Genomic DNA, 26,742 nt, shown 5'->3' with positions numbered 1-26,742 from the left:
TGACTGCTTGACAGCGCCATTTTTGCGTCGTCTCAATCAGATGCCGCGTAATATACGGATCAAGATAGTGAATGTCAACAACTTTTTTGAAATGATCTAAAAAAATTAACTTTTCCAATCAGTTACGAAGTCGGACGGATTCAGCTCGGGCGGCTCTTTCAATTTACCGGCAGGAGTACCAACATAGATGAACCCAACAATTACATCTTGTTCCGTCAGGCCAAATGCAGCACGAACCAGCGGATGCTGGGTAATCGCGCCAGTGCGCCAAATCGCACCAAGACCAATCGCATGTGCCACATTCAGAAGGTTCTGAACGCCCGCTCCGGTGGACAGCAACTGTTCATCACGCGGGACCTTGGGATGCTCAATCACACGACAAACCGACACCATGATCAACGGAGCCCGCAATGGCAAACTTTTCATTCGCGCAACGGCATCGTCGGTACGCTCGCCACTCTCCAGCGTACTGGCAAACACATCGCCCAGCTGTGCAAGCGCCTCACCACGGACCAGCAAATAACGGCTCGGGCGCAGCCAGGCATGATCGGCGGCTCGAAGTGCCGCTGACACCAGCAGCTGAATCTGTTCATCTGTAACATCCGGACCGGACAACACAGGAACCGATACACGTCGGGTAATCGCCTCAATAGCATCCATTTGAATCACCTCACTTGTAAGATTGTCCATTCGACAGACTGGTACTTGGCTAACGAATGGAAGTACACTTGCCGCGCCGGGCAATTCCGGATATACCTGCTACGACAGGCTATGGCATATATAAAGACGCGGCAATACCGCAGAAAGGATTATGACAGTCAAGCCAGATAACCTGCTCCTTCAGGATCTACTGAACCTGGGCCTCGATTACATAGCTCGTACGATCGGATATGCAACCGCTGCTGTTGCCATCGGCGTGGGCGTAACACTGGGAGCCTGGCCACTTTCTTTTCTTTTTATAGCAGCGTTTTGTCTGGTATACCCGCATGCCACTCATTGGCTGATTGTCCGCAACACCCCTCGCACCACCCCAATCAATCGAACCCTGATTCAGTTAGACGCACTGCTATGCGGTCTGCTACTGGGAGCAATGGGCGCCCCCGCCAGTATGAGCGTCCTGTTTGTATTGATGTTAAGTGTCGCCCTGTTGCTATCGGGTAGCCAGATTTTGTGGACCACAGGTCTCGCCGTGTGTGGAATTGGCATCATGGCAGGCCTTGGAATCCCGGGCATGGGGGTTTTCGGTGAAATAACCCATACGGTACTACCAGAGCTGGTGGTCATTATTACAGGCTTGGGAGTTGCGCTCTATTTCACCACACTGGCTCTGTTAGGAGTACGACAGGCTGAACAGCTGGTAGCCACCGAACAGAAACTCAATAGCCAGATAGCCCATTTTCAAGAGCTGTCGCATCAGGTATCCCGCTATGTAGCCCCTCAGATTTGGGACTCTATCTTCAATGGTCGTCGCGAAGCCAAGCTGGAAACCCAACGCAAACGTCTGGTGGTATTTTTCTCGGATGTGGTCGGATTTTCGACCCTGTCAGAGACCATGGAAGCCGATGCCCTGACCAGCCTTCTGAACGGTTATCTGACCGACATGTCGCGTATTGCTCTGAAATTTGGCGGCACCATCGACAAATTTATCGGTGACGGCATCATGATTTTCTTCGGCGACCCAAACAGCCAAGGCACCAAAAAAGACGCTCTGGCTTGTGTATCCATGGCGATTGAAATGCGTCGTCACATGTTAAAGATGCGCAAGAAATGGATTGAACTGGGCATGACCACACCACTGCAGATTCGTATGGGCATCAACACCGGCTATTGCACCGTTGGTAACTTCGGTACGGAAAACCGCATGGATTACACCATTGTGGGCAGGGAAGTAAACCTTGCCAGCCGTCTCGAAAGTACTGCAGACGCCGGTGAAATTCTGATTTCACATGAAACCTACACACTGGTAAAAGACAAGATCATCTGCCGCCAGCGCGGCGAAGCCATGGTAAAAGGGTTCCGCGACCCTGTTCCGCTCTATCAGGTGGTTGATTACCGCCGCGACCTGGGAGCCAACCCAGGCTTTATGAATCACGAAACCGAAGGCTTTTCCCTGTATCTGGAGTCCGACAAGATTCGTGATACCGAAAAAGCCAATGTAGCCGACGCCCTGGAAAAAGCCGCCGAACGTCTGCGTCTGGAAGCGAATATGGTGCGCAACGACCGTTCCCTGCGCAAACGCCCGCCGCTGCCAGCCAAACCAAAAACCAAACTGGATATGACACCCTCCCCTCACCAGCCAGCATCGGCACACCCCAAACCGGCTGCTGCAGTAGACAACAACCTGACGGATGACGACTCAGAACCGCCGTTACTGTCATAAATACCGGTCAACAAGCTGCCAAACCTGACGCTCCAAAACACAAAAGCCCCCAAGTCCATCAGGATCGGGGGCTTTGCGTTATAAGCGCAACCATAACAGGCTCAGACAACCAGCCGCACGAATTACATGGAATAGCGTGGCTGGCAGTCCTGAGCTCGGGCATTTGCAGGCGTACAGGGATCACTGGTGGTCTGGATTGCCCGTTCGGCACTGTTTGACTGTGGCTTTGCTGTCACATCCTGATCCTTCGCCACTTCCGGACAGCGCGCACATCCACTTACAAACAACGCCACCAACGCGATACACATCAGGCTTTTCATAATTTTTGACCTGTTTCTCCTTCATCAGCGACACAGGATATATACTTTTGTGCCGCTTCATATGTCGAACAACCGACAAAACACTGATCTGTTTTTGCAACAAACCGGAACAACCATGAAACGAATAGTGCTGATCTGGACAGTGGGCAGCCTGCCAGACCACCACTCCACCATCCAGACAGATAGATAAACAACCAGAACAGAACCCAGTCAGCTGCCAGATCCAGGCATGACAGGTTATTGGTTAATCCGGTTATTCGTCATCAGCACCATTGTCGGCCACCAGCACTGCAGACTGGTCACTCTGAACACTTGCGACATTGCCAACTGTTTGCTGGCTGCTAGCAGCATGATTACCATTACCCGCAGAATGGCGCCCCTGGCGGCGGAAAATATTCTTCGCACACGGTCCTTTCTGGTTTGATGATATATCAAACATCACGATATCTCCCATCCACAAGCTGTTGAAGTCAACATTCTGGAGATCGGTGTAATGGAAAAACAAATTGTCACCTTCGTTGTGAGGACGAATAAATCCATAACCGTTGTGCAGATTCAAGATTGTGCCTTCAACCGTTTTGCGGCCACCACTTTCAGCAACACCGCTGTCCGACTGAGAGCGCGACTCGGCAGCGCGAGTTTCGGGGCGAGACTCCTGACGCGGCTCACGCGCTTCTACGCGCAGCTCGCGCTCGTAACGGGACTCCCGGACATCCCCCTGCCCGTCATGGGACTTGTCACGACGCGCCTGCACAAACAGCCCATCAATTAATACATCACTGCGCCGAGATCGATCCTCAATCACATCACTCATAACCAAAGGATAATTAGCCTCTTCCAGAATAGCCTGGGAAGTATGAGTGGAACGCTCATTACCCTGATCATCGGTGAATGAGAAATCCCAGCCCAACACCATCACCCGACTACCAAGAGTGTTGATCTTGCGAATCAGTGGCAGATAGTCGCTATCACCTGCAATCAGCACCACCACATCAAACCGCTTGTGAATGGTCAACTCAAAGGCTTCCAGTGCAAACCAGACATCAATGCCTTTCTCACCAGCATTTGACAACGGCAGGAAGTGGGAAATGATGCCTTCACGCATCAATACTTCTTCAAACAGACGCTCACCGTACAGTGAGTTTCGGGACTGAGCTTCATAGGCACTGAGACGTCCGCGGAAATAATGAGCATCAACTATACGGCAGCGACGGCTGTCGCAATTTTCTTCCCGGGCGATCTCATTCACAATGAACTGGTGCAGACCGGAGATGCTGATGCGAGCCTTGCGAGCATGTTGATAGAGGTAATAGTTACTGACGTGGGAAAAATAGTTACCGTCATAAAAAACACCGATACGAATCATGCGACGATCGTCATCTGTATTAAATACCATTATTAATAATTCCAGCTATTTTCGAGTGGCTCGTTGCGGGTATATCCCGGCACGAGTACGGCTATTCAATTTTGGGCGAACTTTACGTCACTCTCCGATGCAGACAGAGCGACCTTACATAGATAAACACAATTCAGATACAGCAATCAAAAGCGACATCGCCTGGAAAGACATACTGACAATCAACTCTATATGCAGAAGCGGGCATTTGATTCCGATCAAGAGAATAACAGCTATTACCAACACGGGTAATAGCTGTAGCTGCAACAACTGGTTTCAGGAAAGCTCGTCAACTGCCAATCGATACCGAGGATCTTCAATCACGTTAACTTCACACAGGCTGCCAGCTTTTTTCAGCAGACCCCGGCACTCCTCACTGAGGTGCAACAAATGCAACTGCTTGCCAGCTTCCTGATAGCGGTCAGCCAGGGTATCTATCGCCTCCAGCGCCGAATGATCACACACCCGGCTGCTGGCAAAGTCGATGTAAACCTGCTCAGGGTCATTCTGAACATCAAACGCATCCCGAAAGGCCGTCACCGAACCAAAAAACAGCGGCCCATCCAGCTGGTATAACTTGCCACCGTTGTTCAGAACCGATGCCTTTACTCCAATGCGGCGCGCGTGCTGCCAGGCAAACACCAGTGCCGACACAATCACACCAGTAATCACCGCAATCGCGAGATCGGTAAATACCGTCACCACAGACACCAGAATCAGCACAAAGGCATCATGGCGTGGCACCTTGCCAACAATGCGGAAACTGGCCCATTCGAAGGTGCCAATTACCACCATAAACATCACCCCCACCAGCGCCGCAATTGGAATCTGCTCAATCAGCGGTGAAGCAAACAGGATAAAACTCAGCAGGAACAAGGCCGCTGCAAGCCCCGACAAACGCCCCTGGCCACCGGAGCTGACGTTAATCATGCTCTGGCCGATCATGGCGCAACCACCCATGCCGCCGATAAAACCGGTCGCAATATTGGCGATCCCCTGTGCCACACACTCCTGATTACCGCGACCACGAGTGTTGGTCATTTCGTCGATAACGGTCACGGTCAGCAGGGATTCAATCAGACCAATCGCCGCCAGAATCACTGCGTAAGGCAGGATAAAAAGCAGCGTATCCAGTGTAAACGGCACTACCGGAACCGCCAGTTGCGGTAAACCACCGGCGATACTGGCCATGTCTCCCACGGTGCGGGTATCAAGGCCAAAACCGATAGCCACCAGACTCACCACTACAATGGCTGCCAATGCCGATGGCACCGCTTTGGTGAGTTTTGGCAGGTTAATAATGATGGCCATGGTCAAAGCAATCAGACCCAGCATCACATACAGCGAAATGCCGGACAGCCACTCACCACTGAGCCAACCCCACTTGCCTTCCGGGGTTGATACCTGCAGTTGTGGCAGCTGCGCCAGAAAGATCACAATCGCCAGACCATTCACAAACCCCAGCATCACCGGGTGTGGCACCAGCCGGATAAATTTGCCAAGCCGGAAGAAACCAGCACTTATCTGCAGAATGCCCATCAGAATAACGGTGGCAAACAGGTACTGCACACCAGAACCGGCGCCGTAAGCGCGTTCAGCTTCGGCCACCAGCGAAACCATCACCACCGCCAGCGCACCGGCCGCACCGGAAATCATGCCAGGCCGACCGCCCAGCAAAGAAGTAACCAGTCCCACCATAAATGCCGCGTACAAACCCACCAGTGGATGCACACCGGCTACAAACGCAAACGCCACCGCTTCCGGTACCAGAGCCAGGGCAACGGTCAGGCCGGAAAGCAGATCGTTTCGGGGATTGTGAGAGAAAGTTCGGGCGAACTCGCGCAGATAGGACATACGTGCGGGCCTCGTCGGTAAACGCAAAAAGGCGCGCACTATAACAGCCGACGTCGATGGAATCAGGCTTTAATGGCTACTTATGCTCAACAAACAACTAATCACTACACAAAAAACCTTATAAAACATAAAACCAGCTATAGGCCAATGTGATCAGTTAAGCACCTGTCGGCATTCGTACACTTCGTTGCCGCATCGGATGATCTCGATCTGCTCGGCTTGTTAATTGGCACACCCGTATGCCCTCTTGGGGGACCTTGTCCCCCGGCCGGGCGGGCCTCCCCCTGCTTTGCCCGGCTGGGCTCGTTTTCCCGGTATTCTCCGACAACGGCGTTTCGCCCCCGGCCCGATGGCACATCCCTGTGCCAACGGGCCTTGCGGGGCATCTATGCCCCGGCTGGGTCGGCCGTTGCGGCGAATCCCGGCTCGCCCAGATGGGCATTGGGCAGCCAGCTGCGCTGGGCCAAATTCGGAAATCAATGATCAGAGCTGTTTAAAAGTCCTTCACTGATCCACATTGCGGCCATGAGCCGGTTTGATGTGGTCATCACTTACGGCAACACCGGCCCGCTATTTTCCTCACCCGCTACCGGTTCATCCCGCAATCCCAGACGAGCAAGGGCGTTATCCAGAAGCACATAAATCGCTGGCAACACCAGCAGGCACACAAAGGTGGTGAACAGGATGCCGAAACCTAACGACACCGCCATCGGAGTAATAAACTGTGCCTGTCGTGAGGTCTCAAACACCATCGGTGCCAGCCCCCCGAAGGTAGTAAGAGTGGTCAGCAGAATCGGCCGGAAACGTCGAACACCGGCATCCCGTACCGCCGTCCAGGCGTCCAGACCTTTTTCGCGGCGCACACGGTTGGCGTAATCCACCAGAATCAGACTGTCGTTCACCACCACCCCGGCCAGTGCCACAATCCCCATTACACTCATCAGTGACAGGCTATAACCGAGCATCATATGGCCCAGGAACGCACCACCCGCCCCGAATGGAATCACCAGCATGATCAGTAACGGCTGGCTGTAACTGCGGAATGGAATAGCCAGCAGCGCGTAGATCAGCAGTAACGAGAAGAAACCATATAACTGCATGGCACTCATGCTTTCGGTGGTATCGGCCTGGCGACCGCTGAAACCAAAATCGATGGCCGGATAACGCGCCTGCATTTGCGGGAAAGCTTCTTCACGCAACACCTTCATCACCGCTGGAATTTGCTCACGAGGCTCCACTTCTGCTGTCAGCTGCAGAATCTGGCGGCCGTTACGCCGAGTGATTTTGGCGGGCGCGTTGGTAATCTCCACATCGGCCACTTCGGACAACGGCACAAACTGGCCGGACCCGGTACGAATCAGCAAACGCCGGATATCTGCGGCAAATTCACGCTCCTGCTCTGGAACCCGTACCAGCACCGTCACTTCGCTGCTCTGACGTTGCTGACGCAAAGCGCGCGCGCCGTAAATCGCTGCCCGCACCTGGCTGGCAATATCGTCAGCGCTCAAGCCCAGGCTGCGTCCAGCATCCGTCAGCTGCAGGTTCCACTGCGGTTTACCGTTGGTGAAGCTGTTGGCAACATCCTTCACACCGCCGATTTCCGCCATAAACTGACCCAGCTCCTCACTGGCCAGACGCAACTGATCAGTATCCGAACCTCGTAATTCAACGGTAAGACCAGCACCACCCGAAGGACCACCTCCGCGCTCGGAATCAAACACCAGACTGCGAATACCGGCCATTTCCCCCAGCTGTTCGCGCCACAAACGTGCCACTTCGTGAGTGCTGAGCGGGCGAACCTCGGAATCCACCATCCGTGCTTCCACTTCCACTTCAGTACCGGAAATAGTGCCCTGTACACTCACCAGCACCGGCTTGCCGCCGGCCTCGATCGGCGCTACTACATCACGCAGTGCCTTTTCCAGGCGCTCACGCACGTCGCGTGCTTGCGAGAACGGCGCATTGGAAGGCAACTCAACGGTGGCCACCGCAAAATCACCTTCCAGACGCGGGAACATACTGAAGCCCATCCGTCCACTGGCAGGCCATGCCAGCACCATCAGCAGCAACACCAACGCCAGCACCAGTGTCAGCCCAGGTCGGTTGAGACTTCCCTCCAGCGCCGGACGATAACCGTTCTGGATAAAACGCCTGAGCATACGGTCACAACGCATCTGTAATGCATCCATATAACGGCCCAGACGACTGGATGGCTGCTCGCTCAGATGAGCCAGATGCGACGGCAGGATAAACAGGGCTTCGACCCAGGAAATCAGGAAGCAGCTGATCACCACCACCGGGATGGCAATAAACAGCTTGCCCATAATCCCCGGCAACGCCAGCAAGGGCAGAAAAGCCGCCACGTTAGTCAGAATCGCAAACGCCAGTGGTCCGGAGACTTCCCGAGCCCCCAACACCGCCGCATCGCGGAACGGCATGCCGCCCTGCATATGTTCATAGATGTTTTCACCAGCAATGATGGCGTCGTCGACCACAATCCCGAGCGCCACGATGAAAGCAAACATCGAGATCATGTTGATCGACATATCCATCGCGGGCAGCAATAACAACGACCCCAGAAACGCCGTCGGAATCCCCATGGTGACCCAGAACGCCAACCGGTATTCAAGGAACATACTGAGTAGCACCATCACCAGCACCAGACCAATAACGGCGTTTTTCAGCAACAGGCCCACGCGCTGGTTATAGGTTTTGCCATCGTCATCGGTCACGATCAGGCTGATACCCGGTGGCAGCTGCGGCAGAATCTGCTCCAGCGATTCGTAGGCGGCTTTGGTAACGGTCAGCGGGGTTTCCTGCTCGGCCCGATAAATATCCATACGAATGGCGTCTTCACCGTTGTAGGTCACCAGCTCGTTGGTGTCACTGAAACCTTCAGTGACCGTGGCAATATCCCCCACCCGCAACTGCACACCACTGGCATCGGTGATTAACGGCAGATCAAGAAACTCGCGCGCACGATAACGACGGTCATCCAGCGTCACCAGAATATCGCCTCCTGCGGTCCTTACTGTGCCAGCGCTCTGCTCCAGCGCATTCCCCCCTACCAGACTGGCAACCTGCGCCAGCGTCAGGCCATAACGTTGCAGTTCTGCCTGGGCAATCTCGATATGAATTTCTTCATCCGGCACACCAGTCAGCTCCACCTTGGATACCCCCGGCGATGCCAGCAACTGATCCTTCACCGACTCCGCCAGACGCTTGAGTTCATAACGATCAACCGGGCCAAACAGCGCCAGCTCCATCACACTGATGGCACGACTGGCAATCGCCACCAGCGGCTGCTCCATCTGGGCCGGGAAGGTGGTGATACGATTTACGGCTTGCTGGATGTCCTGATACGCCTGCTGGCGATCCACGCCGTTTTGCAGCTCAACCGTCACAGTAGCCGAACCCTGGGTAACCGTAACGTTAACGTTTTTGAAGCCATCAAGGGTGGCCAACTCATTTTCGATCGGCAGCACCACGCCCTGTGCCATTTCCGCGGGCGTCGCGCCCGGGTAGGCCACCGACACAATCACCATGTCGGCTTCGTATTGCGGGATAAATTCCTTGCGGATATACAGCGACATCAGGAAGCCACCGACAATCAGCAGTGCCATCAGCAGATTGGGCGCAACCCCGTGACGTGCCATCCAGGCCACAGGGCCCGGTGCGTTTAACAGATTGGCGGGCGTTGTCATGGCTTACCGCTCCCGCTTGCCTCGGACAAACCAACCGACTCACCGGCAGAACCCGACTCCGACGCTGGCTGATTAACTCGCACCGCCATTCCCGGCGTTGCAGCATCCACACGGCCTTTCAGCAACTGATCACCGGCCTCAAAACCACCTGTTACCCAGGCATATTCACGACCATGCCAGGCAACCGTCAGCGTGCGCTGCTGGAGAGTGCTATTGTTGACCACCCAGATGCGATCCTGATTATCGAGTTGCTCCAGAGGCACCTGAATGGCATCAGGCAACTCCCGTCCCGGCAATTTTACTTCGACATAATCATTAATCAGCAAGGCTGGGCCAGATGCTGCCAGCGCCAACGGATCTTCGACATCGACCAGCAGACGCGCCATGCGGTCACTGCTGTCGACATCCGGAAGACGATGCAGAATGCGGCCATGCCGGGTCTGGCCGTTCCAGGCCGGATGCGACAACGTCACACGGCCCTGCATATCCAGCATGGGGAGAAACGCACGAGGTACTTTTACCTCAATCCAGAAATGTTCGGTGCTGACCAGACTGAACAGCTCGGTTGAAGTCGACACCTGCGCTCCCGGAGCGACACTACGACTGCTGATCTGGCCCGTAAACGGCATGGTGACCTTGCTGTATCTGAGATCCAGACGCGCCTGCTCCAGTGCCGCACGGGCACTGGCCACCGCCGCTTCCGCCTTGCGCCGTTGCGGCTTGCGCAACACCAGTGCCTCGTCATCCCCTTTCAGGCGCGCACCACTCATGCGGTACTCGTCAGCCGCCAGCGCAGCCTGCCCCTGTTCGATCTGCAAATCGGCCTGCGCCTGCTCCAGCGCCGCCTGACGTTGGGCTACCACCGCCTCAAAATCCGCTGTATCCAGCCGCACCAGTTCAGCACCGGCTTTTAATACAGCACCGGGAACGGCATCAACGGCCACCGTCTGAACCCGACCACTCACACGTGGCTGCAATACCAGACTCACCGCCGCCTGCACTTCGCCACCGGCTTGCCAGTATGGCGACTGCTGGCTGGTTTCGATCGGCAGAACATCCACCAGTCGCGCTTTCACTTCCGGTTTGACCCGCACCGGTTTCGGCGCAGAGGTCAAAATCCAGCCAGCAACCGCCACACCGGCCGCCAGCAGGCCCACCAGCATGGCGGCATTCAGTACTTTCTTGTTCATTCGGAAACCTTTGAGTCAGAGACCTGATCGTCAGAGACATTGGCCGGAAAATCGGCGTGACTGAGGGCGCGATACAATTGGATGCGGTATTGCACCAGTTGCCAGCGAGCGCTGAGCTGCTGATTCTCCAGCTCAAGACGAGACTTCTGGGCATCCAGCAATTGCGGATAGGTCACAACGCCTTTGTGATAACCACTGGTCTGGTAATCCTCGGTACGAGTCGCCAACGCCAGCTGCTCATCAATACCCTGCAACTGACGCCGTGCGGTATCGGTATTCACCAGCGCCTCCTGAACTTCGGTAGCCGCTTCCAGCAACACCTGCTGGTATCGGTACAACGCAGCCTGAGCAGCGGCCTGCTGGGCATCCACTGCGGCCTTGCGATTACCGGCGTCCAGAACCGGCATAACCAGTCCGGCGGTCAGTGAGGAAAACCAGCTGTCGAACAAACCAGAAACCGACGGGCTTTCAGTGCCAACCGTGGCGGAGAGGGTAAAACGCGGATAACGATTCGCAACGGCGGCGGCCACTCCGGCATCGGCAGCCTGCAAATCGAGCCAGGCTTGTTCAACATCCGGCCTTTGTTGCAAGGCACTCAGGGCAATCTCGTCGGCGGCCAGCTCGTTGTTTGGCAAGTGGCGTCCCGGAAGCTCCTTCTGGAAACGCGCGGTTGCATCACCCGGCAGCAACCACTCGCCCCGACCAGTCCAGAGCGCCAGCTGTTGCCAGTACAAACGCTGCTGCCCGGCCGCCACATCCAGCTCGGATTGCAGTGCCGCCAGCAATTGCTGTTGTTGCCAGATGTCGGTAACAGCCGCCTGACCGCGCTGATAACGACCTCGCGTACTTTCCAGTAATTGCTCGGTACGCTGTTTCTGTTGCTGCAGTAACTGTTGCTGACGACTGCTGGCAATCAGGCCATACCAGGCCAGACTGACCTGCGCGGCCACGGTATTGGCTTCGACCCGAGCAACACGTTCACGCGAATCGGCCTGTAATACGGCCTGTTTATCCAGGGCTGCTACCCGCCCCCAGAAATCCAGCTCATAACTGGTTGAAAGTGTGGCACTCCATTGGTCAGAGCTGAGCTGACCATCACTGCGCAGCTGCTGGCGTTCCAGTCCGGCATTGATTTCCGGGTAACGCTCGGCTCCAGCCTGACGCGCCAGTGCACGATACTGGGAAACCGTCGCCCACTCGGCTTGCAAACCGTTATTGGCCTCCAGGCTGGTCGCGACCAGTTCATTCAGCATGGGATCATGGAATTCCTGCCACCAGCGCACGGCCATTGGCAGCTGCGCGGCAGACGTCGAAAAACCAGCCAGTTCAGGCTCAGCTATATCCAGAGTTCGGGAAGGGGTCGTGCTACAAGCACCCAGAGCAACAAGCGGCAGAAACAGGGTAAGACGCAAACGGGAGCGCCAGCAAAAAGCACCCTTTATTTTGGCAAAACCCTTGGTGGGCAAAGCAGGTTGGAAACCCGACACAGATAAGCTCCGTTCAGTCGACAGGTCGAGGCATCTTAGGGGGTGTCAGCAGATTTTTAAATGACGATGCATCCAGGACATGTCTCGAGTGGGATTGCAAACAGGCCCTCACCGGAGATGCATCGTCATTTCGGTATGTAAGATGAAACTCTATGCAAAAAGTTCCAATACCATTCATCTGACGGTCGAAAAGATCAGACGATGGACTTGGCCCGGTTCAGGCGGCTGGCAAACACCGCCTCAATAAAGAAAGGGCCTGATCGGGTCACAAATGGAATCACCATCACCGGCCCGGTCACTTCGTGTTCAATCATCTGAGTTCCGGTCAGAAGATGTGGCTGCGCCATGTCAAAGTCATAACCTTTTTCCCACAGAATCTTGCGTGCACCACCAGACAGCATATTGGTGATTTCCCCCGTCAGATCCGTACACCCATCTTCGAGGGAGGTAATTTCCTCGCCCAGCATCTTGCTGCTGATTTTCAGAATGGCACCTTCAGAAAAGCTGATTGCCAGCGACCCTTTGACGTTATCACCCGCCATCGGAATCATTCCGGTAACCACCCCCAGCGGTTGCTGATCCTGCTTTATATATGGCTTCTGATACTCACAGCTCATGGAAGCCATGGTCACCAGAATATTGTTGATGCTTTCAACAAAGGCATTGATGAAGACGACATTCATAGATCTCGACACCTCTGATGCCAGTCTAGTAGAGGCAGCGTCGGGGTTACCCAATGACGTCCAGCATAGCAGGCAGGAACGCCTGCTTTTGCCGCCTATCCTCTCTAACCTGTCAGACTCATCAGGCCAATGGCTCAAAAAGCCACTTATACCACTCAAGCCTGATCATCGGCCTGCATAACGGATTACAGCCCTTTAACGGCATAAATGCCGGGCGCGTTACGCCAGAAACCGCGGTAATCCATACCAAAACCAAAAACATAACGGTCTTCCACTTCCAGCCCGACAAAATCCACATCAAAACCCGGAGCCTTGCGATCATGGATCTTGTTGGTCAGAACGGCCGTCATCACCTCGGTTGCCCCTTGTGCGCGACAAGCCGCCACGACCGCCGCCAGCGTATAACCTTCATCAAAGATGTCATCCAGAATCAGCACAGAACGGCCTTCCATCGGTACCGATGGTGGTGCCTGCCACTGCAGTTCACTACTTCCAGTGGTTTCACCTCGATAACGAGTGGCATGCATGTAACCCACTTCCAGCGGAAAATCGAGGCGAGGCAACAATTGTCCAGCCATCACCAGACCACCATTCATGATGCAATACACCACAGGCACCTGATCTGCCAGACGCTCGCGTATTTCTACAGTCAAACGCTGCAGTGCGGCTTCAATTTGCTCAGGCCCGGCCAGCAAATCCGCTTCTTTCAAGATAACCTGCAATTCTGCTGCAGAGGGTACTTCCGTCATAATGTATGCCCCTGATACTGTAGTAAAACCATCATGGTAACACCGCTGGCCAGTCGCGCCGCAACCATATGGAACCCCTTGGCTCAGTCCAGGGTCTTAACAACTGTCACGACGTGTTCCAAAAACCGTCCAGCACAATCCAAAACCGGTTCACCGATCCAGGAGTATCCGTCATGCTGGCCAAGGCGTTACGCCTTTATTCTAGTCTTGTTGTCGCCGCTCTGATGGTGGGATGCGCAAGTTATCCAAAATCCATTGAAGTAGCAGACCCCGCACAACAACCAGGCTTCAAGGAAGTTCAGGCCAATCCCGATCAGTACAAGGGACAAACTCTGGTATGGGGCGGACAAATTGTGTCCGTGACCAACAAGGACCAGAGCACCGTACTGGAAATTCTGCAAATGCCGCTGTGGGATACCGGCAAACCGCGCACCGAACGGGATCTCGTAGGTGGTCGCATCCATGCACACGTGCCTTACTTTCTCGATCCGGAAGTCTATGCCAGTGGTCGACTGGTCAGCGTTCGTGGCACCTTCGCCGGTATTGAAGCAGGCAAGATTGGTGAACACGAATACAGCTTCCCGACACTTGACGTGAACGGCATCGAGCTGTGGCCAAAATCGCAGGACCCTGAAGTGGTGTACTTCATGGATTACGGATTCTGGGGGCCACCGCCACCTCCGCGCTCACGTATTTTCATCAGCACCCCGATCCGTCGCTGAGCATCTGACCGCCCCCTCCACAAACGTCAGGCGAGCAGGCTTCTGCCCTCCTGACGGCTTTAGTGATAAACTCCGCGCCCCGTTTTGCCATACACCGCCTTACGGCGCTGGAGAAATCATGACCCCTACTCTGAAACTTGCCTGCGAGCTGATCGCCGCACGTTCCGTAACCCCTGATGACGCTGGCTGTCAGGACATCATGATGCAGCGTCTGGGTGCCGTCGGTTTTAACAACGAACGTCTGCGTTTTGACGATGTTGAGAACTTCTGGTCTCGTCGTGGCGACCAGAAGCCGGTCGTCTGTTTTGCTGGCCATACCGACGTGGTGCCAACCGGTCCGGAAGCCAAATGGGAATTCCCGCCGTTTGAACCCCAGATTGTTGATGGCATGCTGCGTGGCCGTGGCGCTGCCGACATGAAAGGCTCACTGGCCGCCATGGTGATTGCGGTTGAGAATTTCGTGGCAAAACACCCAAACCACAAAGGCTCTATTGCGTTTCTGATCACCAGTGATGAAGAAGGCCCAGCCCACAATGGCACCGTCAAAGTGGTTGAAACCCTCGAAGCCCGTAACGAAAAAATCGACATGTGTATCGTTGGCGAGCCGTCGTCGACCAACCAGGTCGGTGACGTGATCAAGAACGGTCGTCGTGGTTCACTCGGTGGCATCCTGCGCGTCAAGGGTATTCAGGGGCACGTGGCTTACCCACACCTGGCCAAAAACCCGATCCATCTGGCTGCGCCGGCACTGGCGACACTAGCCAACGAAGTCTGGGATAACGGTAACGAATTCTTCCCGGCCACCAGCTTCCAGATTTCCAACATCAAAGGCGGCACCGGTGCCACCAACGTGATTCCGGGCGAGCTGGAAGTGGTGTTCAACTTCCGTTTCTCCACCGAACTGACCGCTGACATCCTCAAGACCCGTACCCAGGCCATTCTCGATCGTTACGAACTCGACTACGACATCGAATGGGCACTGAACGGCCAGCCGTTCCTGACCGACCGCGGCTCGCTGGTAAATGCCTGTGTTGACAGCATCCGTGCCGTTGCCGGTATCGAAACCGAACTGTCGACCTCCGGTGGCACCTCTGACGGGCGTTTTATTGCACCGACCGGCGCCCAGGTTGTTGAACTCGGCCCTTGCAATGCCACCATCCACAAGGTGGATGAACAGATTTCGGCCGCCGACCTCGACACCCTGGCAGCCCTGTACGAAAACATTCTGGAGCGTCTGCTGGCCTGATGAACGCTACAACCCCTGCCCACATTCTCGTTTGCCCGGTTTGCGACGCCAGCCTGATCCTTGATCTCGACAGCCAGCCGCGTAGCTGCCGCTGTCCGCAAGGCCACAGTTTTGATGTCGCTCGTCAGGGCTACATCAATTTGCTGCTGGCCCAGCACAAACGATCCCGCGCACCGGGAGACAGCGCCGACATGGTCATCGCCCGTCGTCAGTTTCTGGCGCAGGGGTTTTACCAACCGATTTCCGATGCCTTTAACCAGTTTGTTGTGGCCAGCCTGCCTGCCAATGCCGACCAGCTTGCCGACGTGGGTTGTGGCGAAGGTTATTATTCCGATCGCCTGCTGCGTGAGCTGAACAACGCCGGACATGCGGTGAATCTGTACGGCGTCGATATTTCCCGTGATGCTGTACGTCAGGCCTGCCAGCGCAACCGCGACATCTACTGGCTGGTTGCCAGTGGTGGTCGCCTGCCACTGCATAATGGCCAGCTGGATGCCCTCGTCAGCCTGTTTACCCCGGTGATGCCGGAAGGCTGGCGTAAAACCCTGAAATCCGGTGGCAGCGCCCTGCTGGTCACCTCCGGCGCCGATCACCTGATAGAACTGCGTCAGCACCTGTACAGCGAAGTGCGTAATCAGGTCTTCGACCCGATACCACAACTCGAACAGGGCGGCTTCCACTGCCAGCAACAGCATCCATTTACCTGCAAAATCCATATTCCTCAGGCAGCGCTGGGCGATCTGCTGACCATGACGCCTCACGGCTGGCGTGCCAGTGCCGAAGCCCGCGATCGGGTTCTGTCACTGCCCGGTCTGGACGTGACGCTGGATGTCAATTTTTATCACTTTGTGAACCAGTTCTCATGCGCGGCTGACGTCCGACGTCAATAAGTGTCACGGCTTGCCAGTCTCCGTACCCGTCCCGATTAAGGGTTTGAAAGGCCGGAGACGGGCGAGTAGGATTTCCAGACAACCGACAATCAGCAGCTTTTGCGCTTACCTCATACTTATGACTGATGTGCTGTTTTACGTACTAGCCGCATCAACAGCTCACGATCAGAGCCTGTTTTTATGCCGCCTGACAGAAAAAGTCCTGTCACAGGGTAAAACGGCCTATATTCATACTAACGACGCGGAACAAGCCAGGTTACTTGACGAGCTGTTGTGGACATGGCGACCACACGCATTTGTGCCTCACGCCTTGATAGACAGTAGCAACAAGCCTGACAACTGTCCGGTATTAATTGGTTGGCAAAACAATACCCACGAGCGTGGACCAGTAGCCCAACCTGAGGTCATGATAAACCTCAGTGACAGATTACCGGCATTTTTCAGCCGTTTCGAACGGCTGGTGGAAATTGTGATTCAGGAAGACCGCGTACTGGAAAGTACACGTCAGCACTATCGCTTCCTGAAAGACCGGGGTTACCCGGTGACTCATCAGGATATGAGATTACGAGCATGAGCACAGAAAAAGACACACGCAATCTGGTCGACGAACTTGCAACCCTGCAACAGGTACTCGACGACGCCGCTGGCGAGCAGATTGATCTGCAACATGCCCTGACCCAACTGAATACCGTTGACGATGTTCCAGTACTGAGCGACATGTTCAGCCGCGATGAACCGCCAATCCTGCGTGCCGTTCCACCTTTGAAGCAACAGGCCCCGATTGCGCCCTTGCGTCGTAGCGCCCCCGTAAGCCCGGCATCACAGGTAACGCCAGCCACTCCTGCCAACCCGGGTGACATTCTTGAAGCCCTGCATCAGGAAGTCATGCGCAAGGCAGCGAACCGCGCCCTCGAAGGTGAAAGCAACGAAGACGACTTCACCAGCGCTCTGGAAGAAGCCATTCTGGACCGCCATAGCGAGCGTATCCTGCGAGCGGTACCAACATTGGCTGAAGCACTACCAGATGACATTCCAGTAGTAACAGCCATAGCAACGACACCGCCGCACTCAGCAGCAACCGCAACCAAACCGGCTGCTCCTGGCATGATTTCAACCGCTGATGTTCCAGTGGTAACCAACCGCGTTACCACTCCGGTCAGACCGGCTGCAGCCGCACCAACTCCGGTCAGTGCCCAGGCGTATAACACCGTAAAACCAGCCGCGCCGGTTCCTCCGCTGATGACTGAACCAGCAGCGCCTGCAACACAGGCGGCACCAACAGTCACCGCCAAGCAGACAGCTGCTGAACCAGCCAAACCCGCGCGGTCCAGCAACCCGTTTCTGCCGCAGGAGGTGATCGACCGTCTGACCCAGGAACGCCTGGCCGCCCAGCACAGTGCCGAAGAAGCTCATCGCACCATGCAACGGGTAATGGAGAAACAGCAAGCACGCGAATCGGAAGCCATGCATCGGCTCAGCAGCGAAGACAAAACTCACCTGATCAACGCCATCGTCGACGAGATGACCCCGATTATTCAGGCGCGTCTACGCGAAAAACTGCGCACCATGCTGATCAAGAAGCCGGAAACACCAACCAGCTGAGCAACTCGACAACACCACCAGATCAAAAACAGAAGGCCGGTTAATCCGGCCTTTTTTATTGGCCACAATCGCTTATTGGCAACCGCCGCCCTCCCACACCGGTCTACTCTGAACCAAGCCGCATCCGGACAGTACCGAAGCAGCAGGTCGAGCGCCGTTGCAAACGCTGCATCCTGCTCGTGCATCCGGTATACTGGCCGCCATTTTTTTACTTCTTAATTTTCAGCGGATTGTCGAGCCGACAAACCAGCGCCAATTCGACTTGCCCAGCAAGCGAATAGCGTTCCGCCCAGACGAAAACGAGTGATCAAGCCGCCATGGACAAGACCTACAAGCCCCAAGCCATTGAACAGACCTGGTACCAGCAGTGGGAACAGAACGGCTGGTTCAAGCCGTATCAGGACGGACTGACAGGCGAAGGCTACTCCATCATGATCCCGCCGCCGAACGTCACCGGTTCCCTGCACATGGGTCACGCCTTCCAGCACACCCTGCAAGATGCCCTGACCCGTTACAACCGTATGCTGGGCAAAAAAGCCCTGTGGCAGGTGGGTACTGACCACGCCGGTATCGCCACCCAGATGGTGGTAGAACGCAAACTGGCCGCCGAAGGCCAGCCAGACCGTCACGAACTCGGCCGTGAAAAATTCCTCGAAAAAGTCTGGGAGTGGAAAGCCCATTCAGGTGGCACCATCACCAGCCAGATGCGTCGTCTGGGTAACTCCGTTGACTGGGAAACCGAACGTTTCACCATGGACGACGGCTTCTACGCCGCCGTTCAGGAAGTCTTTATTCGTCTGTACAAGGACGGCCTGATTTACCGTGGCAAACGCCTGGTGAACTGGGACCCGAAACTGCACACCGCCATTTCTGACCTTGAAGTAGAAAACAAGGAAAGCAAAGGCAACATGTGGCACCTGCGTTACCCGCTGGCCGACGGTCAGACCTACACCGACAGCGAAGGCAACGTTAAAGACTACATCGTTGTTGCCACTACCCGTCCGGAAACCGTACTGGGTGACACCGGTGTTGCCGTTAACCCGAACGACCCACGTTACCAGGCGCTGGTTGGCAAGGACGTTATCCTGCCACTGGTTGGCCGTCGTATCCCGATTGTGGCTGACGACTACGCCGACATGACCAAAGGCACCGGCTGCGTGAAGATCACCCCGGCTCACGATTTCAACGACTATGCTGTCGGCAAGCGTTGCAACCTGCCGATGATCAACATCATGACCTTCAACGCCGACATCCGTCAGCAAGCTGAAGTGTTCAACAGCGATGGCACCCTGAATACCAGCATCGACGCCAGCATCCCGGAAAAATACCGTGGCATGGAGCGTTTTGCTGCCCGTAAAGCCATTGTTGCCGACTTCGACGCCGCTGGCCTGCTCGATGGCATCAAGGATCACGACCTGACCGTTCCATACGGCGACCGTGGTGGCGTGGTGATTGAACCAATGCTGACCGACCAATGGTACGTCGACGCCAAGACCCTGGCCAAACCAGCCATCGAAGCGGTCGAAAACGGCGACATCCAGTTCGTGCCGAAATCCTACGAGAACATGTACTTCAGCTGGATGCGTGACATTCAGGACTGGTGTATTTCCCGTCAGCTGTGGTGGGGTCACCGTATCCCGGCCTGGTACGACGAACAAGGCAACGTCTACGTTGGCCACAATGAAGAAGAAGTACGCGCCCAGAACAACATTGGTGCCGACGTTGCCCTGAACCAGGACAACGACGTACTGGACACCTGGTTCTCGTCTGCACTCTGGACCTTCGGCACCCTCGGCTGGCCAAATCTGGATGACCCGGAAGTTGCCAAACGTATGGCCGACTTCCACCCGACCGACGTACTGGTTACCGGCTTCGACATCATTTTCTTCTGGGTTGCCCGCATGATCATGATGACCATGCACTTCTGCAAAGACGCCGATGGCAAACCACAAGTACCGTTCAAGACCGTGTACGTAACCGGTCTGATCCGTGACGAAGTGGGCCAGAAAATGTCCAAGTCCAAGGGCAACGTCCTCGACCCGCTGGACATGATCGACGGTATTTCTCTGGAAGACCTGCTGGAAAAACGTACCGGCAACATGATGCAGCCACAACTGGCTGAAAAGATTGGCAAGCGTACCCAGAAGGAATTCCCGGAAGGTATCACCCCACACGGCACCGACGCCCTGCGTTTCACACTGGCAGCCATGGCCTCTACCGGCCGTGACATCAACTGGGACATGAAGCGTCTGGAAGGTTACCGCAACTTCTGTAACAAGCTGTGGAACGCCTCCCGCTACGTCATGCTGTCGGTTGCCGGTGAAGAAGCCGTTGAAAAAGCGGCCGCTGAAGGCACCAACATCGTCATCACCGATGCCATGAAGGCCGCTTGTGGTGCCAACGGCGAACCGGCCGTGCTGTCTCTGGCCGACCGCTGGATCATCAGCCGCCTGCAACACGCTGAAGCCGAAGTACGTCGTCACCTCGACCAGTACCGCTTCGACATGGCAGCTCAGGCACTGTACGAGTTCATCTGGAACGAATACTGCGACTGGTATCTGGAGCTGTCCAAGCCTGTACTGTGGGACGCCAACGCCCCGCTGGAAATCAAACGCGGCACCCTCGGCACCCTGGTTCGTGTTCTCGAAGCAACCCTGCGTCTGGCGCACCCGATCATCCCGTTCATCACCGAGTCTGTATGGCAACAGGTGAAAGAACTGGCTGGCAAGTCCGGTGATACCATCATGCTGGCCAAGTATCCAGAACCTCAGCCTGCGTTTATCGATACCAAAGCCGAAGCCGACATCGCCTGGTTGCAAGCGGTAATCACCGCCGTTCGTAACATCCGCGCCGAGAAAAACATCGGCCCTGGCAAAGAACTGGATGTAATCCTGAAAGACGGTGACGACGAAGACTTCCGTCGTGCCGATGAAAATCAGGCGCTGCTGAAGAAACTGGCCAAACTGGGCAACCTCAAGTGGTTCAACCACGGCGATACCCTGCCGATGGCCAGCACCCAGCTGGTAGGTCAGATGGAAGTTCTGGTGCCTCTGGCCGACCTGATCAACAAGGACGAGGAAATCGCTCGTCTGACCAAGGAACTGGAAAAGCTCGACGGCGAAATCCAGCGTATTGCCAACAAGCTGGGTAACGAAGGCTTTGTTGCCAAAGCTCCGGCAGCGGTAATCGAAAAAGAGAAAGAGAAACTGGGCGGCTTTGAACGCGACCAGGGCAAGATCCGCGAACAGATCGAAGCCATCAAAGCGCTGTAAGGTCTGGAGTCAGACGTTGAACGACGTTCTGACTTCCACGCTCCTGCGCGATAGCCGATTCGCACAACCCAAATAAAAAGGGCATCTGCAAACAGATGCCCTTTTTGTTTTTACCTGACGGTACAGGCTCTTACCTTACGGAGCAGATGTTTGCCGTTTGGTATCACGAATAGAAGCTGTTCAGGCTTCCGCCAGCCAGCCTTTTGCTACCGCCATACGAATCTGCTCACTGATCCAGGCATGCACCTCAGGAAACTCGCCTTCAATAAAGGCATGGGCTTTTTCGATCTGATGACGTTTGACGCCCATTTCCTGCCAGCTGCGGCCTTCACTGGCGACGTTCAGCATAAAGGGCAACAAACGATCGACCACTTTTAACAGCCGGGTTTCCGGGCTGCTGCCGGTTTCCTGCTCTTCCCAGATGTCGGCCAGATCCCGAATGCCGTTACCGGCATGACCAGCAAGACGCTGGATACATTCACGCTCAGCCTTATGAGCATCACTGCGGTGCTCGGAATACAGAAAGGTATCACCGGCGTCGATTTCACCCAGATCATGCACCAGTGCCAGCTTGATCAGCTTGCCTTCATCCACCTTGAGGTCAAAACTGCGGGCGATTGACCAGCAGGCCATGGCCAGATGCCAGGAATGTTCGGCGGAGTTTTCGAGGCGGCTGGCGCCGTGGATATAACTTTTGCGCTGCACCTGCTTGAGGGCATCCAGTTCAAGGAAATGGCGGGTGATGGTATGAATATCGGTGGTCATGAGCAGATCCTGCGTTCTGGCTATCAAGGTCAGAACCCAGTATATCCGTTTCCGGTTAACACTCCCCGCGCATTAGCCGGGCTGATGTTTGGCGTTGCGGACAACACCTGCACGATACTGCACTTCGATACCGTACATCTGGGTTGAAAGCGTCCGTGGCTCGGTATCATCACCCAGACACTGGACGTTAACACGGGTCATACCCTCCCAGGCGTAACTGAGCTTCTGGCAATAACCGGCGAAAAACACATAACCATCTTCCGGATTGCGGGTCGGCTTGCGACTGAGCACCAGCATCTGGCCGTAAGGGGCGTGATCAAAACCATCACGATTGGAACGGAACTCCTGAATCACCAGGGAACCATCAGGAGATGCGAGCTCTTGCACTACTGTGTTATCCAGCTCAACCAGGCTGTAACGAAACCACCAAGCCATCCCCAGGCACAAAATCACCAGCCAGCACAGAACGGTTGAAAAGCGCATAAACCACGAAACAGCCATGACTACATCCTTGTGTCGTAAAGCATGAACGAACGTCCGCAGTAGACGACAAAACACGTCGGAAATACCAGCGGAAAAATGCACTGATCCACAGGATTCTTGACCCGTACCGGGCAAATACGGCCAGCCCGCGCTCCTGTGTATATCGCGTCTGATCCTTTTGGTAGCTGGCGTGTTAACCACACCGATTTTGGGATCAACGGTTACACCAGTAGAATAACGGTAATTTGAAAATAATTCTCATCGGACTACCAGACAATCCGCCAAGCGGGATCGTTATGTATAAAAAGAAGCTGTTTTTATTCGGACTCCTGTCCGGCGCAGTGCTGCTTGTTGCGCTTGCGGGGGTTGCCCTATCAGCCCATATCACCCGTGCCAATCTGCAGCAAAGCATGATTGCGCAAAGCCTTTTAACCGAACACCAGCAACTGTCGAGCATTTCCTATCGGCTGTTCAAACAGCTGACTGATGAACTGATCTTTGGACGCAACGCCAACCAGGCACTGGTGCGCAAAAAACAGGAGCTGATTGACCAGTCGTTGCGGGTCATCCGTGAACTCGAATTACGTCAACGGGAGGCATTGGGCCCAGACCTGACTCAGGGCAGCGTGGAAGATACCGACGAGTTGGAAAAACTGCTCACCGAAATCATTGTGGAGTTCCGGGCCATTATCGACCTGAACGATGCCACACCGCTGCGCCAGCAAGAACGTCTGCAACGCTTGCTGGAAGTCACCATCGACAATCAGTTCCGCGAAGCCATTAATGCTGCAGTCACCCGCCAGAGCCGGATGGTGGCAGCCACCAATGCCCGTATCGATACACTCAATACCGCGCTGATGTGGTTCACCATTTTGTTGGCCACCCTCGCCGGCCCCTTTATTGTGTTCGGCTGTGTCTGGCTGTTCAACCAGCTCTACCAACCGTTAACCGTAATCCAGACAGGTACTCAGGTGATTGCATCCGGCGACTATCATTTTCGCCTGCCGGAAAACCTCGACAGTGAATTTCACTCGTTGGTGCAGTCTCTGAACCAACTGGCGGCGCGTCTGGCGGAACATGAGCTGCAGCAAGAACAGCAACACCAGCAATTGCAGTTTGAGGTGGAGCAGCGAACCCGCGAGCTGACCGAAGCCAATCATCAGCTGACCTTGCAGGATGCCCGCCGCAAACAGTTTATGGCAGACGTATCCCACGAGTTGCGCACACCTCTCACCATTATTCGCGGCGAAGCCCAGGTCACCCTGCGCCAACCACAGCTGGACGAACAAACCTACCGCCAGACCCTGCAGGTGATTCTGGATCAGTCGGTTAACCTCAGCCGTCTGGTCGATGATCTGCTGTTACTGGCGCGTGCAGAAATGAGCCAACTGAAACTCAACTGCTCCAGCGTTGATCTGGTGACGTTACTGCAGCAACAGGCCCGCGACTGGCAGCGCCTGCATCCGGCGCGCCATATTGACTGTGTGATTGCCCCCAATCTCGGCAGCACTCTGCTACAGGCTGATGAACAACGGCTACAACAGGTCATTGCCATCCTGATGGACAATGCCACCCGCTACTCGCCGACCCAAACCCCGGTCACGCTACAACTGGGCAAGGCCGATGGCCGTTTCATGATTCAGGTGATCGATCAGGGTGAAGGCATATCCACACAGGATCTACCGCATATTTTTGAGCGTTTTGTGCGCTTCAAACCCAAAACCGAAGGAACCGGTCTGGGGCTTGCCATCGCCCGGGTCATTGCCATTGCCCATCAGGGGGATATTCGGGTGACATCCGCACCGGGTCAGGGCTCAACCTTCACACTGGTCCTGCCGGAGACATTGCTGTCATGAAAATTCTGATTGCTGATGATGAAGCCCCGCTGCTCAACTTTCTGCAACGTGGTTTGCTGGCAGAGGGTATGGAGGTGATTGCAGAATCCAGCCTGATTCAATTGCTGCCGAGTATTGAACGCACCCAACCTCAGGTAGTGGTGCTCGACCGCATGTTTGGCGACGACGACAGCATTAGCCTGCTGCCCCATATTCGCAGACTGGCCAACCCACCTCGAGTGCTGTTGCTGACAGCGCTGGATGACGTGGCCGAGCGCGTCAGCGGCTTGCGGGAAGGGGCAGACGACTACCTGTGCAAACCCTTTGATTTTGATGAACTGCTGGCACGCATAGAGGCGTTGGCGCGGCGTCAGGACACACCAGCAGCCACACAACGACGGCTGCTGACCGTCGAAGATCTGAGTCTCGACCTTGATGAACGATTGGCCTATATCCAGTCCTGTGAACTGGCATTGACCCGCATCGAGTTTGATCTGCTGCAATACCTGGCCAGCAATCTCGGCAAGGTGCTAAGCCGCGAACGCATTCTCAGCCGGGTATGGCAAAGCGTTCGCGACCCACAAACCAATATCGTCGACGTCTATATCAGCCGTTTGCGTCAGCGCATCAGCAGCAGCCAGCGCCTGAGCATCGAAACCCTGCGTGGCAATGGTTACCGCCTGCTGGTCAACGAAGCAGCCTCCGACCTCACTCGATAACCGACAACAGCTCCGGATGGGTCACCAGATTACGAACACCATGTGCATGGTTTTCGTCAAACGGGTTGTTGTCACACCAGTCGGCTACCGTCGCAATATTCACCACAGCCACCTGCGGCCGCACACTCCAGGTCACCTGCAATGGTGAGCCTTTTTCGTTATAGGAAGGGCCGGTAGTTGAACCTGCGTAAACCACTGGCGCTCCCTTGTCAGACGGAATGCTGGCGGCCTGATAATAACCATTCACCTGAGTAACCGCTGTCATGGCGCCAAAGTCGAGCGCCTTGGCATCATTGGCCAGCACCATTACCTGAGTTTCAACGCGCAATTGCGGATTACTGATGCTCTCAGACAGACAGGCGCCCAGGGTTGGGCCCGGCTTGACACTGGCAGACGAGTGCACAAAGTGGACTTCCAGGGTATCACCCGCCTTCAGTGAATGTTTGGCATCGCCGCAGACATTACGATTAACCGGCTGCAGCTGCTCAGCCGTCAGCGTGCCGTTGTAACGGTAACCGCTGCCGTGTCCCTTGCCATCACCGTTGCCAACATAAGTCGTGAACTCTCCGCCCTTGTGCTCAGCACCGGCATGAAAGTGGATATTGCACAGATTCATGCTGCGGTAATCGGGCGCGACAGAAAACTCAACCGGATTGGTCCCCACCAGACTGTCGATATCACGAGGTGACTGCGGCCCAAAGCCTTTACCTGCGGTATTACTGATCAGTTGTTGCTGTTGTTGGGCAATAACGTCATCACTCACCTGGGCAGAATCCGCCAACGCCAATGGCGCAAGACCAGACAGAACAACGGCGGATACCAGCAAATGGTGTTTCATATTCGATTCAACTCCCGGATACAGAAAGCACCCAAGGTAGAGAAACGCTCTGAAAATCGCCTGAATGGAACATTAAAAAAACATGAAAAAAACCATTAACCAGCCGCCGCTGATTCGGCCGCCTGAAATAAAAAACCCCGCCAGCGCTGTGGTTCGCTGCCGGGGTCAGTGGCCTTGCATGGGTGCGTTATGCTTACACCTGTTTCATAAGGGCTGATAAATACGGATCAGATGGTGCTCAGATCTTTCTCAACGTCCATCACCTTACGACGAGCCAGTGCCAGGTTACCGGCTTTGGACAGTACCAGGTACAGGAACAGACCTTCGTTAGCCTGGGATGGACGGATGATGTGCAACTGGTCACTCAGGGTGATCAGGATGTCTTCGATCTGGCTGTGCAGGCCGAGGCTACGCATGGTTTTCAGCTTGGCTTTTACCACCTCACTGTTACCGGCTGCAGCCAGCTCCAGATCCACACCACCACCGACACTGCCCAGCAACATGCCAGAGTTGTAATCAACAATCGCAGCCCCCAGGGCGCCATCCAGTTGCATCATTGCGTTAACGGTTTCATTGATATTAGCCATTTACTACTCCTTGAGGTCCT

22 protein-coding genes are annotated in these 26,742 nt (G+C 55.2%); 9 read left to right on the top strand and 13 right to left on the bottom strand.

What is annotated here, in order from left to right:
• Positions 1 to 105: 105 nt before the first annotated feature.
• Positions 106 to 660, bottom strand: a complete 555-nt coding sequence (locus tag OUO13_RS15905) for a nitroreductase family protein (RefSeq protein WP_283174883.1) — start codon at positions 658 to 660, stop codon at positions 106 to 108.
• Positions 661 to 811: 151 nt separating this feature from the next.
• Here OUO13_RS15905 and OUO13_RS15900 point away from each other — a divergent pair, with 151 nt between their 5' ends.
• Complete coding sequence (locus tag OUO13_RS15900) at positions 812 to 2,380, top strand: adenylate/guanylate cyclase domain-containing protein (RefSeq protein ID WP_283174882.1); 1,569 nt, start codon at positions 812 to 814, stop codon at positions 2,378 to 2,380.
• A 122-nt stretch (positions 2,381 to 2,502) separates the two neighbouring features.
• Here OUO13_RS15900 and OUO13_RS15895 read toward each other — a convergent pair whose 3' ends face one another.
• The 8 genes from OUO13_RS15895 to OUO13_RS15860 all read right to left on the bottom strand — a co-directional run bounded on the left by OUO13_RS15895 (position 2,503) and on the right by OUO13_RS15860 (position 13,763).
• Positions 2,503 to 2,700, bottom strand: coding sequence for a hypothetical protein (locus OUO13_RS15895; protein ID WP_283174881.1), 198 nt, complete (start codon positions 2,698 to 2,700; stop codon positions 2,503 to 2,505).
• A gap of 253 nt (positions 2,701 to 2,953) precedes the next feature.
• Positions 2,954 to 4,096 (bottom strand): NYN domain-containing protein, encoded by a 1,143-nt coding sequence (locus OUO13_RS15890; protein WP_283174880.1) that lies wholly within the window; start codon positions 4,094 to 4,096, stop codon positions 2,954 to 2,956.
• A gap of 276 nt (positions 4,097 to 4,372) precedes the next feature.
• Positions 4,373 to 5,950: a SulP family inorganic anion transporter gene (locus tag OUO13_RS15885; protein ID WP_283174879.1), complete on the bottom strand. Its 1,578-nt coding sequence runs from the start codon at positions 5,948 to 5,950 to the stop codon at positions 4,373 to 4,375.
• 551 nt (positions 5,951 to 6,501) lie between these two features.
• A complete protein-coding gene (locus OUO13_RS15880; protein ID WP_283174878.1) occupies positions 6,502 to 9,654 on the bottom strand; it encodes an efflux RND transporter permease subunit in 3,153 nt (1,050 codons plus the stop codon).
• A complete protein-coding gene (locus OUO13_RS15875; RefSeq protein ID WP_283174877.1) occupies positions 9,651 to 10,844 on the bottom strand; it encodes an efflux RND transporter periplasmic adaptor subunit in 1,194 nt (397 codons plus the stop codon). Before OUO13_RS15875 ends, OUO13_RS15880 begins: the two co-directional genes overlap by 4 nt.
• Positions 10,841 to 12,331 carry a TolC family protein gene (locus OUO13_RS15870; RefSeq protein WP_283174876.1) on the bottom strand — a complete coding sequence of 497 codons (1,491 nt, stop codon included), beginning with the start codon at positions 12,329 to 12,331 and terminating at the stop codon, positions 10,841 to 10,843. Before OUO13_RS15870 ends, OUO13_RS15875 begins: the two co-directional genes overlap by 4 nt.
• A 194-nt stretch (positions 12,332 to 12,525) precedes the next feature.
• Positions 12,526 to 13,014, bottom strand: coding sequence for a chemotaxis protein CheX (locus OUO13_RS15865; protein WP_283174875.1), 489 nt, complete (start codon positions 13,012 to 13,014; stop codon positions 12,526 to 12,528).
• 185 nt (positions 13,015 to 13,199) lie between these two features.
• Positions 13,200 to 13,763 carry a hypoxanthine-guanine phosphoribosyltransferase gene (locus OUO13_RS15860; protein WP_283174874.1) on the bottom strand — a complete coding sequence of 188 codons (564 nt, stop codon included), beginning with the start codon at positions 13,761 to 13,763 and terminating at the stop codon, positions 13,200 to 13,202.
• A gap of 173 nt (positions 13,764 to 13,936) precedes the next feature.
• Between OUO13_RS15860 and OUO13_RS15855 the strand changes: the two genes are divergently transcribed.
• The 6 genes from OUO13_RS15855 (at position 13,937) to OUO13_RS15830 (ending at position 21,495) form a co-directional block, all read left to right on the top strand.
• Entirely contained in the window at positions 13,937 to 14,485 is a 549-nt protein-coding gene (locus OUO13_RS15855) for a Slp family lipoprotein (RefSeq protein WP_283174873.1), read from the top strand.
• Between the two features lie 118 nt (positions 14,486 to 14,603).
• A complete protein-coding gene (dapE, locus tag OUO13_RS15850) occupies positions 14,604 to 15,731 on the top strand; it encodes a succinyl-diaminopimelate desuccinylase (protein WP_283174872.1) in 1,128 nt (375 codons plus the stop codon).
• Complete coding sequence (locus tag OUO13_RS15845; RefSeq protein WP_283174871.1) at positions 15,731 to 16,621, top strand: putative RNA methyltransferase; 891 nt, start codon at positions 15,731 to 15,733, stop codon at positions 16,619 to 16,621. Before dapE ends, OUO13_RS15845 begins: the two co-directional genes overlap by 1 nt.
• Before the next feature lie 118 nt (positions 16,622 to 16,739).
• Positions 16,740 to 17,195 (top strand): DNA polymerase III subunit chi, encoded by a 456-nt coding sequence (locus OUO13_RS15840; RefSeq protein ID WP_283174870.1) that lies wholly within the window; start codon positions 16,740 to 16,742, stop codon positions 17,193 to 17,195.
• On the top strand, positions 17,192 to 18,223 hold the full coding sequence (locus OUO13_RS15835) for a hypothetical protein (RefSeq protein ID WP_283174869.1): 1,032 nt from the start codon (positions 17,192 to 17,194) through the stop codon (positions 18,221 to 18,223). The genes OUO13_RS15840 and OUO13_RS15835 overlap by 4 nt, the downstream gene beginning before the upstream one ends.
• A gap of 317 nt (positions 18,224 to 18,540) precedes the next feature.
• Positions 18,541 to 21,495 (top strand): valine--tRNA ligase, encoded by a 2,955-nt coding sequence (locus OUO13_RS15830; RefSeq protein ID WP_283174868.1) that lies wholly within the window; start codon positions 18,541 to 18,543, stop codon positions 21,493 to 21,495.
• 180 nt (positions 21,496 to 21,675) lie between these two features.
• Here the strand turns inward: OUO13_RS15830 and OUO13_RS15825 are convergent, their stop codons facing one another.
• Both OUO13_RS15825 and OUO13_RS15820 read right to left on the bottom strand, forming a co-directional pair.
• Positions 21,676 to 22,260 (bottom strand): HD domain-containing protein, encoded by a 585-nt coding sequence (locus OUO13_RS15825; RefSeq protein WP_283174867.1) that lies wholly within the window; start codon positions 22,258 to 22,260, stop codon positions 21,676 to 21,678.
• A gap of 72 nt (positions 22,261 to 22,332) precedes the next feature.
• Positions 22,333 to 22,761, bottom strand: a complete 429-nt coding sequence (locus OUO13_RS15820) for a hypothetical protein (RefSeq protein WP_283174866.1) — start codon at positions 22,759 to 22,761, stop codon at positions 22,333 to 22,335.
• Between the two features lie 278 nt (positions 22,762 to 23,039).
• On the opposite strand from OUO13_RS15820, the gene OUO13_RS15815 reads away from it, so the two are divergent.
• Positions 23,040 to 24,599: a sensor histidine kinase gene (locus OUO13_RS15815; RefSeq protein WP_283174865.1), complete on the top strand. Its 1,560-nt coding sequence runs from the start codon at positions 23,040 to 23,042 to the stop codon at positions 24,597 to 24,599.
• Entirely contained in the window at positions 24,596 to 25,297 is a 702-nt protein-coding gene (locus OUO13_RS15810; RefSeq protein ID WP_283174864.1) for a response regulator transcription factor, read from the top strand. Before OUO13_RS15815 ends, OUO13_RS15810 begins: the two co-directional genes overlap by 4 nt.
• Here OUO13_RS15810 and OUO13_RS15805 read toward each other — a convergent pair.
• Positions 25,287 to 26,135 carry a delta-class carbonic anhydrase gene (locus OUO13_RS15805; protein WP_283174863.1) on the bottom strand — a complete coding sequence of 283 codons (849 nt, stop codon included), beginning with the start codon at positions 26,133 to 26,135 and terminating at the stop codon, positions 25,287 to 25,289. The two genes, OUO13_RS15810 and OUO13_RS15805, sit on opposite strands and share 11 nt — an antisense overlap.
• A gap of 227 nt (positions 26,136 to 26,362) precedes the next feature.
• Positions 26,363 to 26,722: a hypothetical protein gene (locus tag OUO13_RS15800; RefSeq protein WP_283174862.1), complete on the bottom strand. Its 360-nt coding sequence runs from the start codon at positions 26,720 to 26,722 to the stop codon at positions 26,363 to 26,365.
• Positions 26,723 to 26,742 lie beyond the last annotated feature (20 nt).

Source organism: Parathalassolituus penaei (assembly GCF_026626885.1).
Lineage (GTDB): Bacteria > Pseudomonadota > Gammaproteobacteria > Pseudomonadales > Oceanobacteraceae > Oceanobacter > Oceanobacter penaei.
The sequence above is the reverse complement of the archived record's forward strand: the minus strand, read 5'-3'. Positions and strand labels throughout refer to the sequence as shown.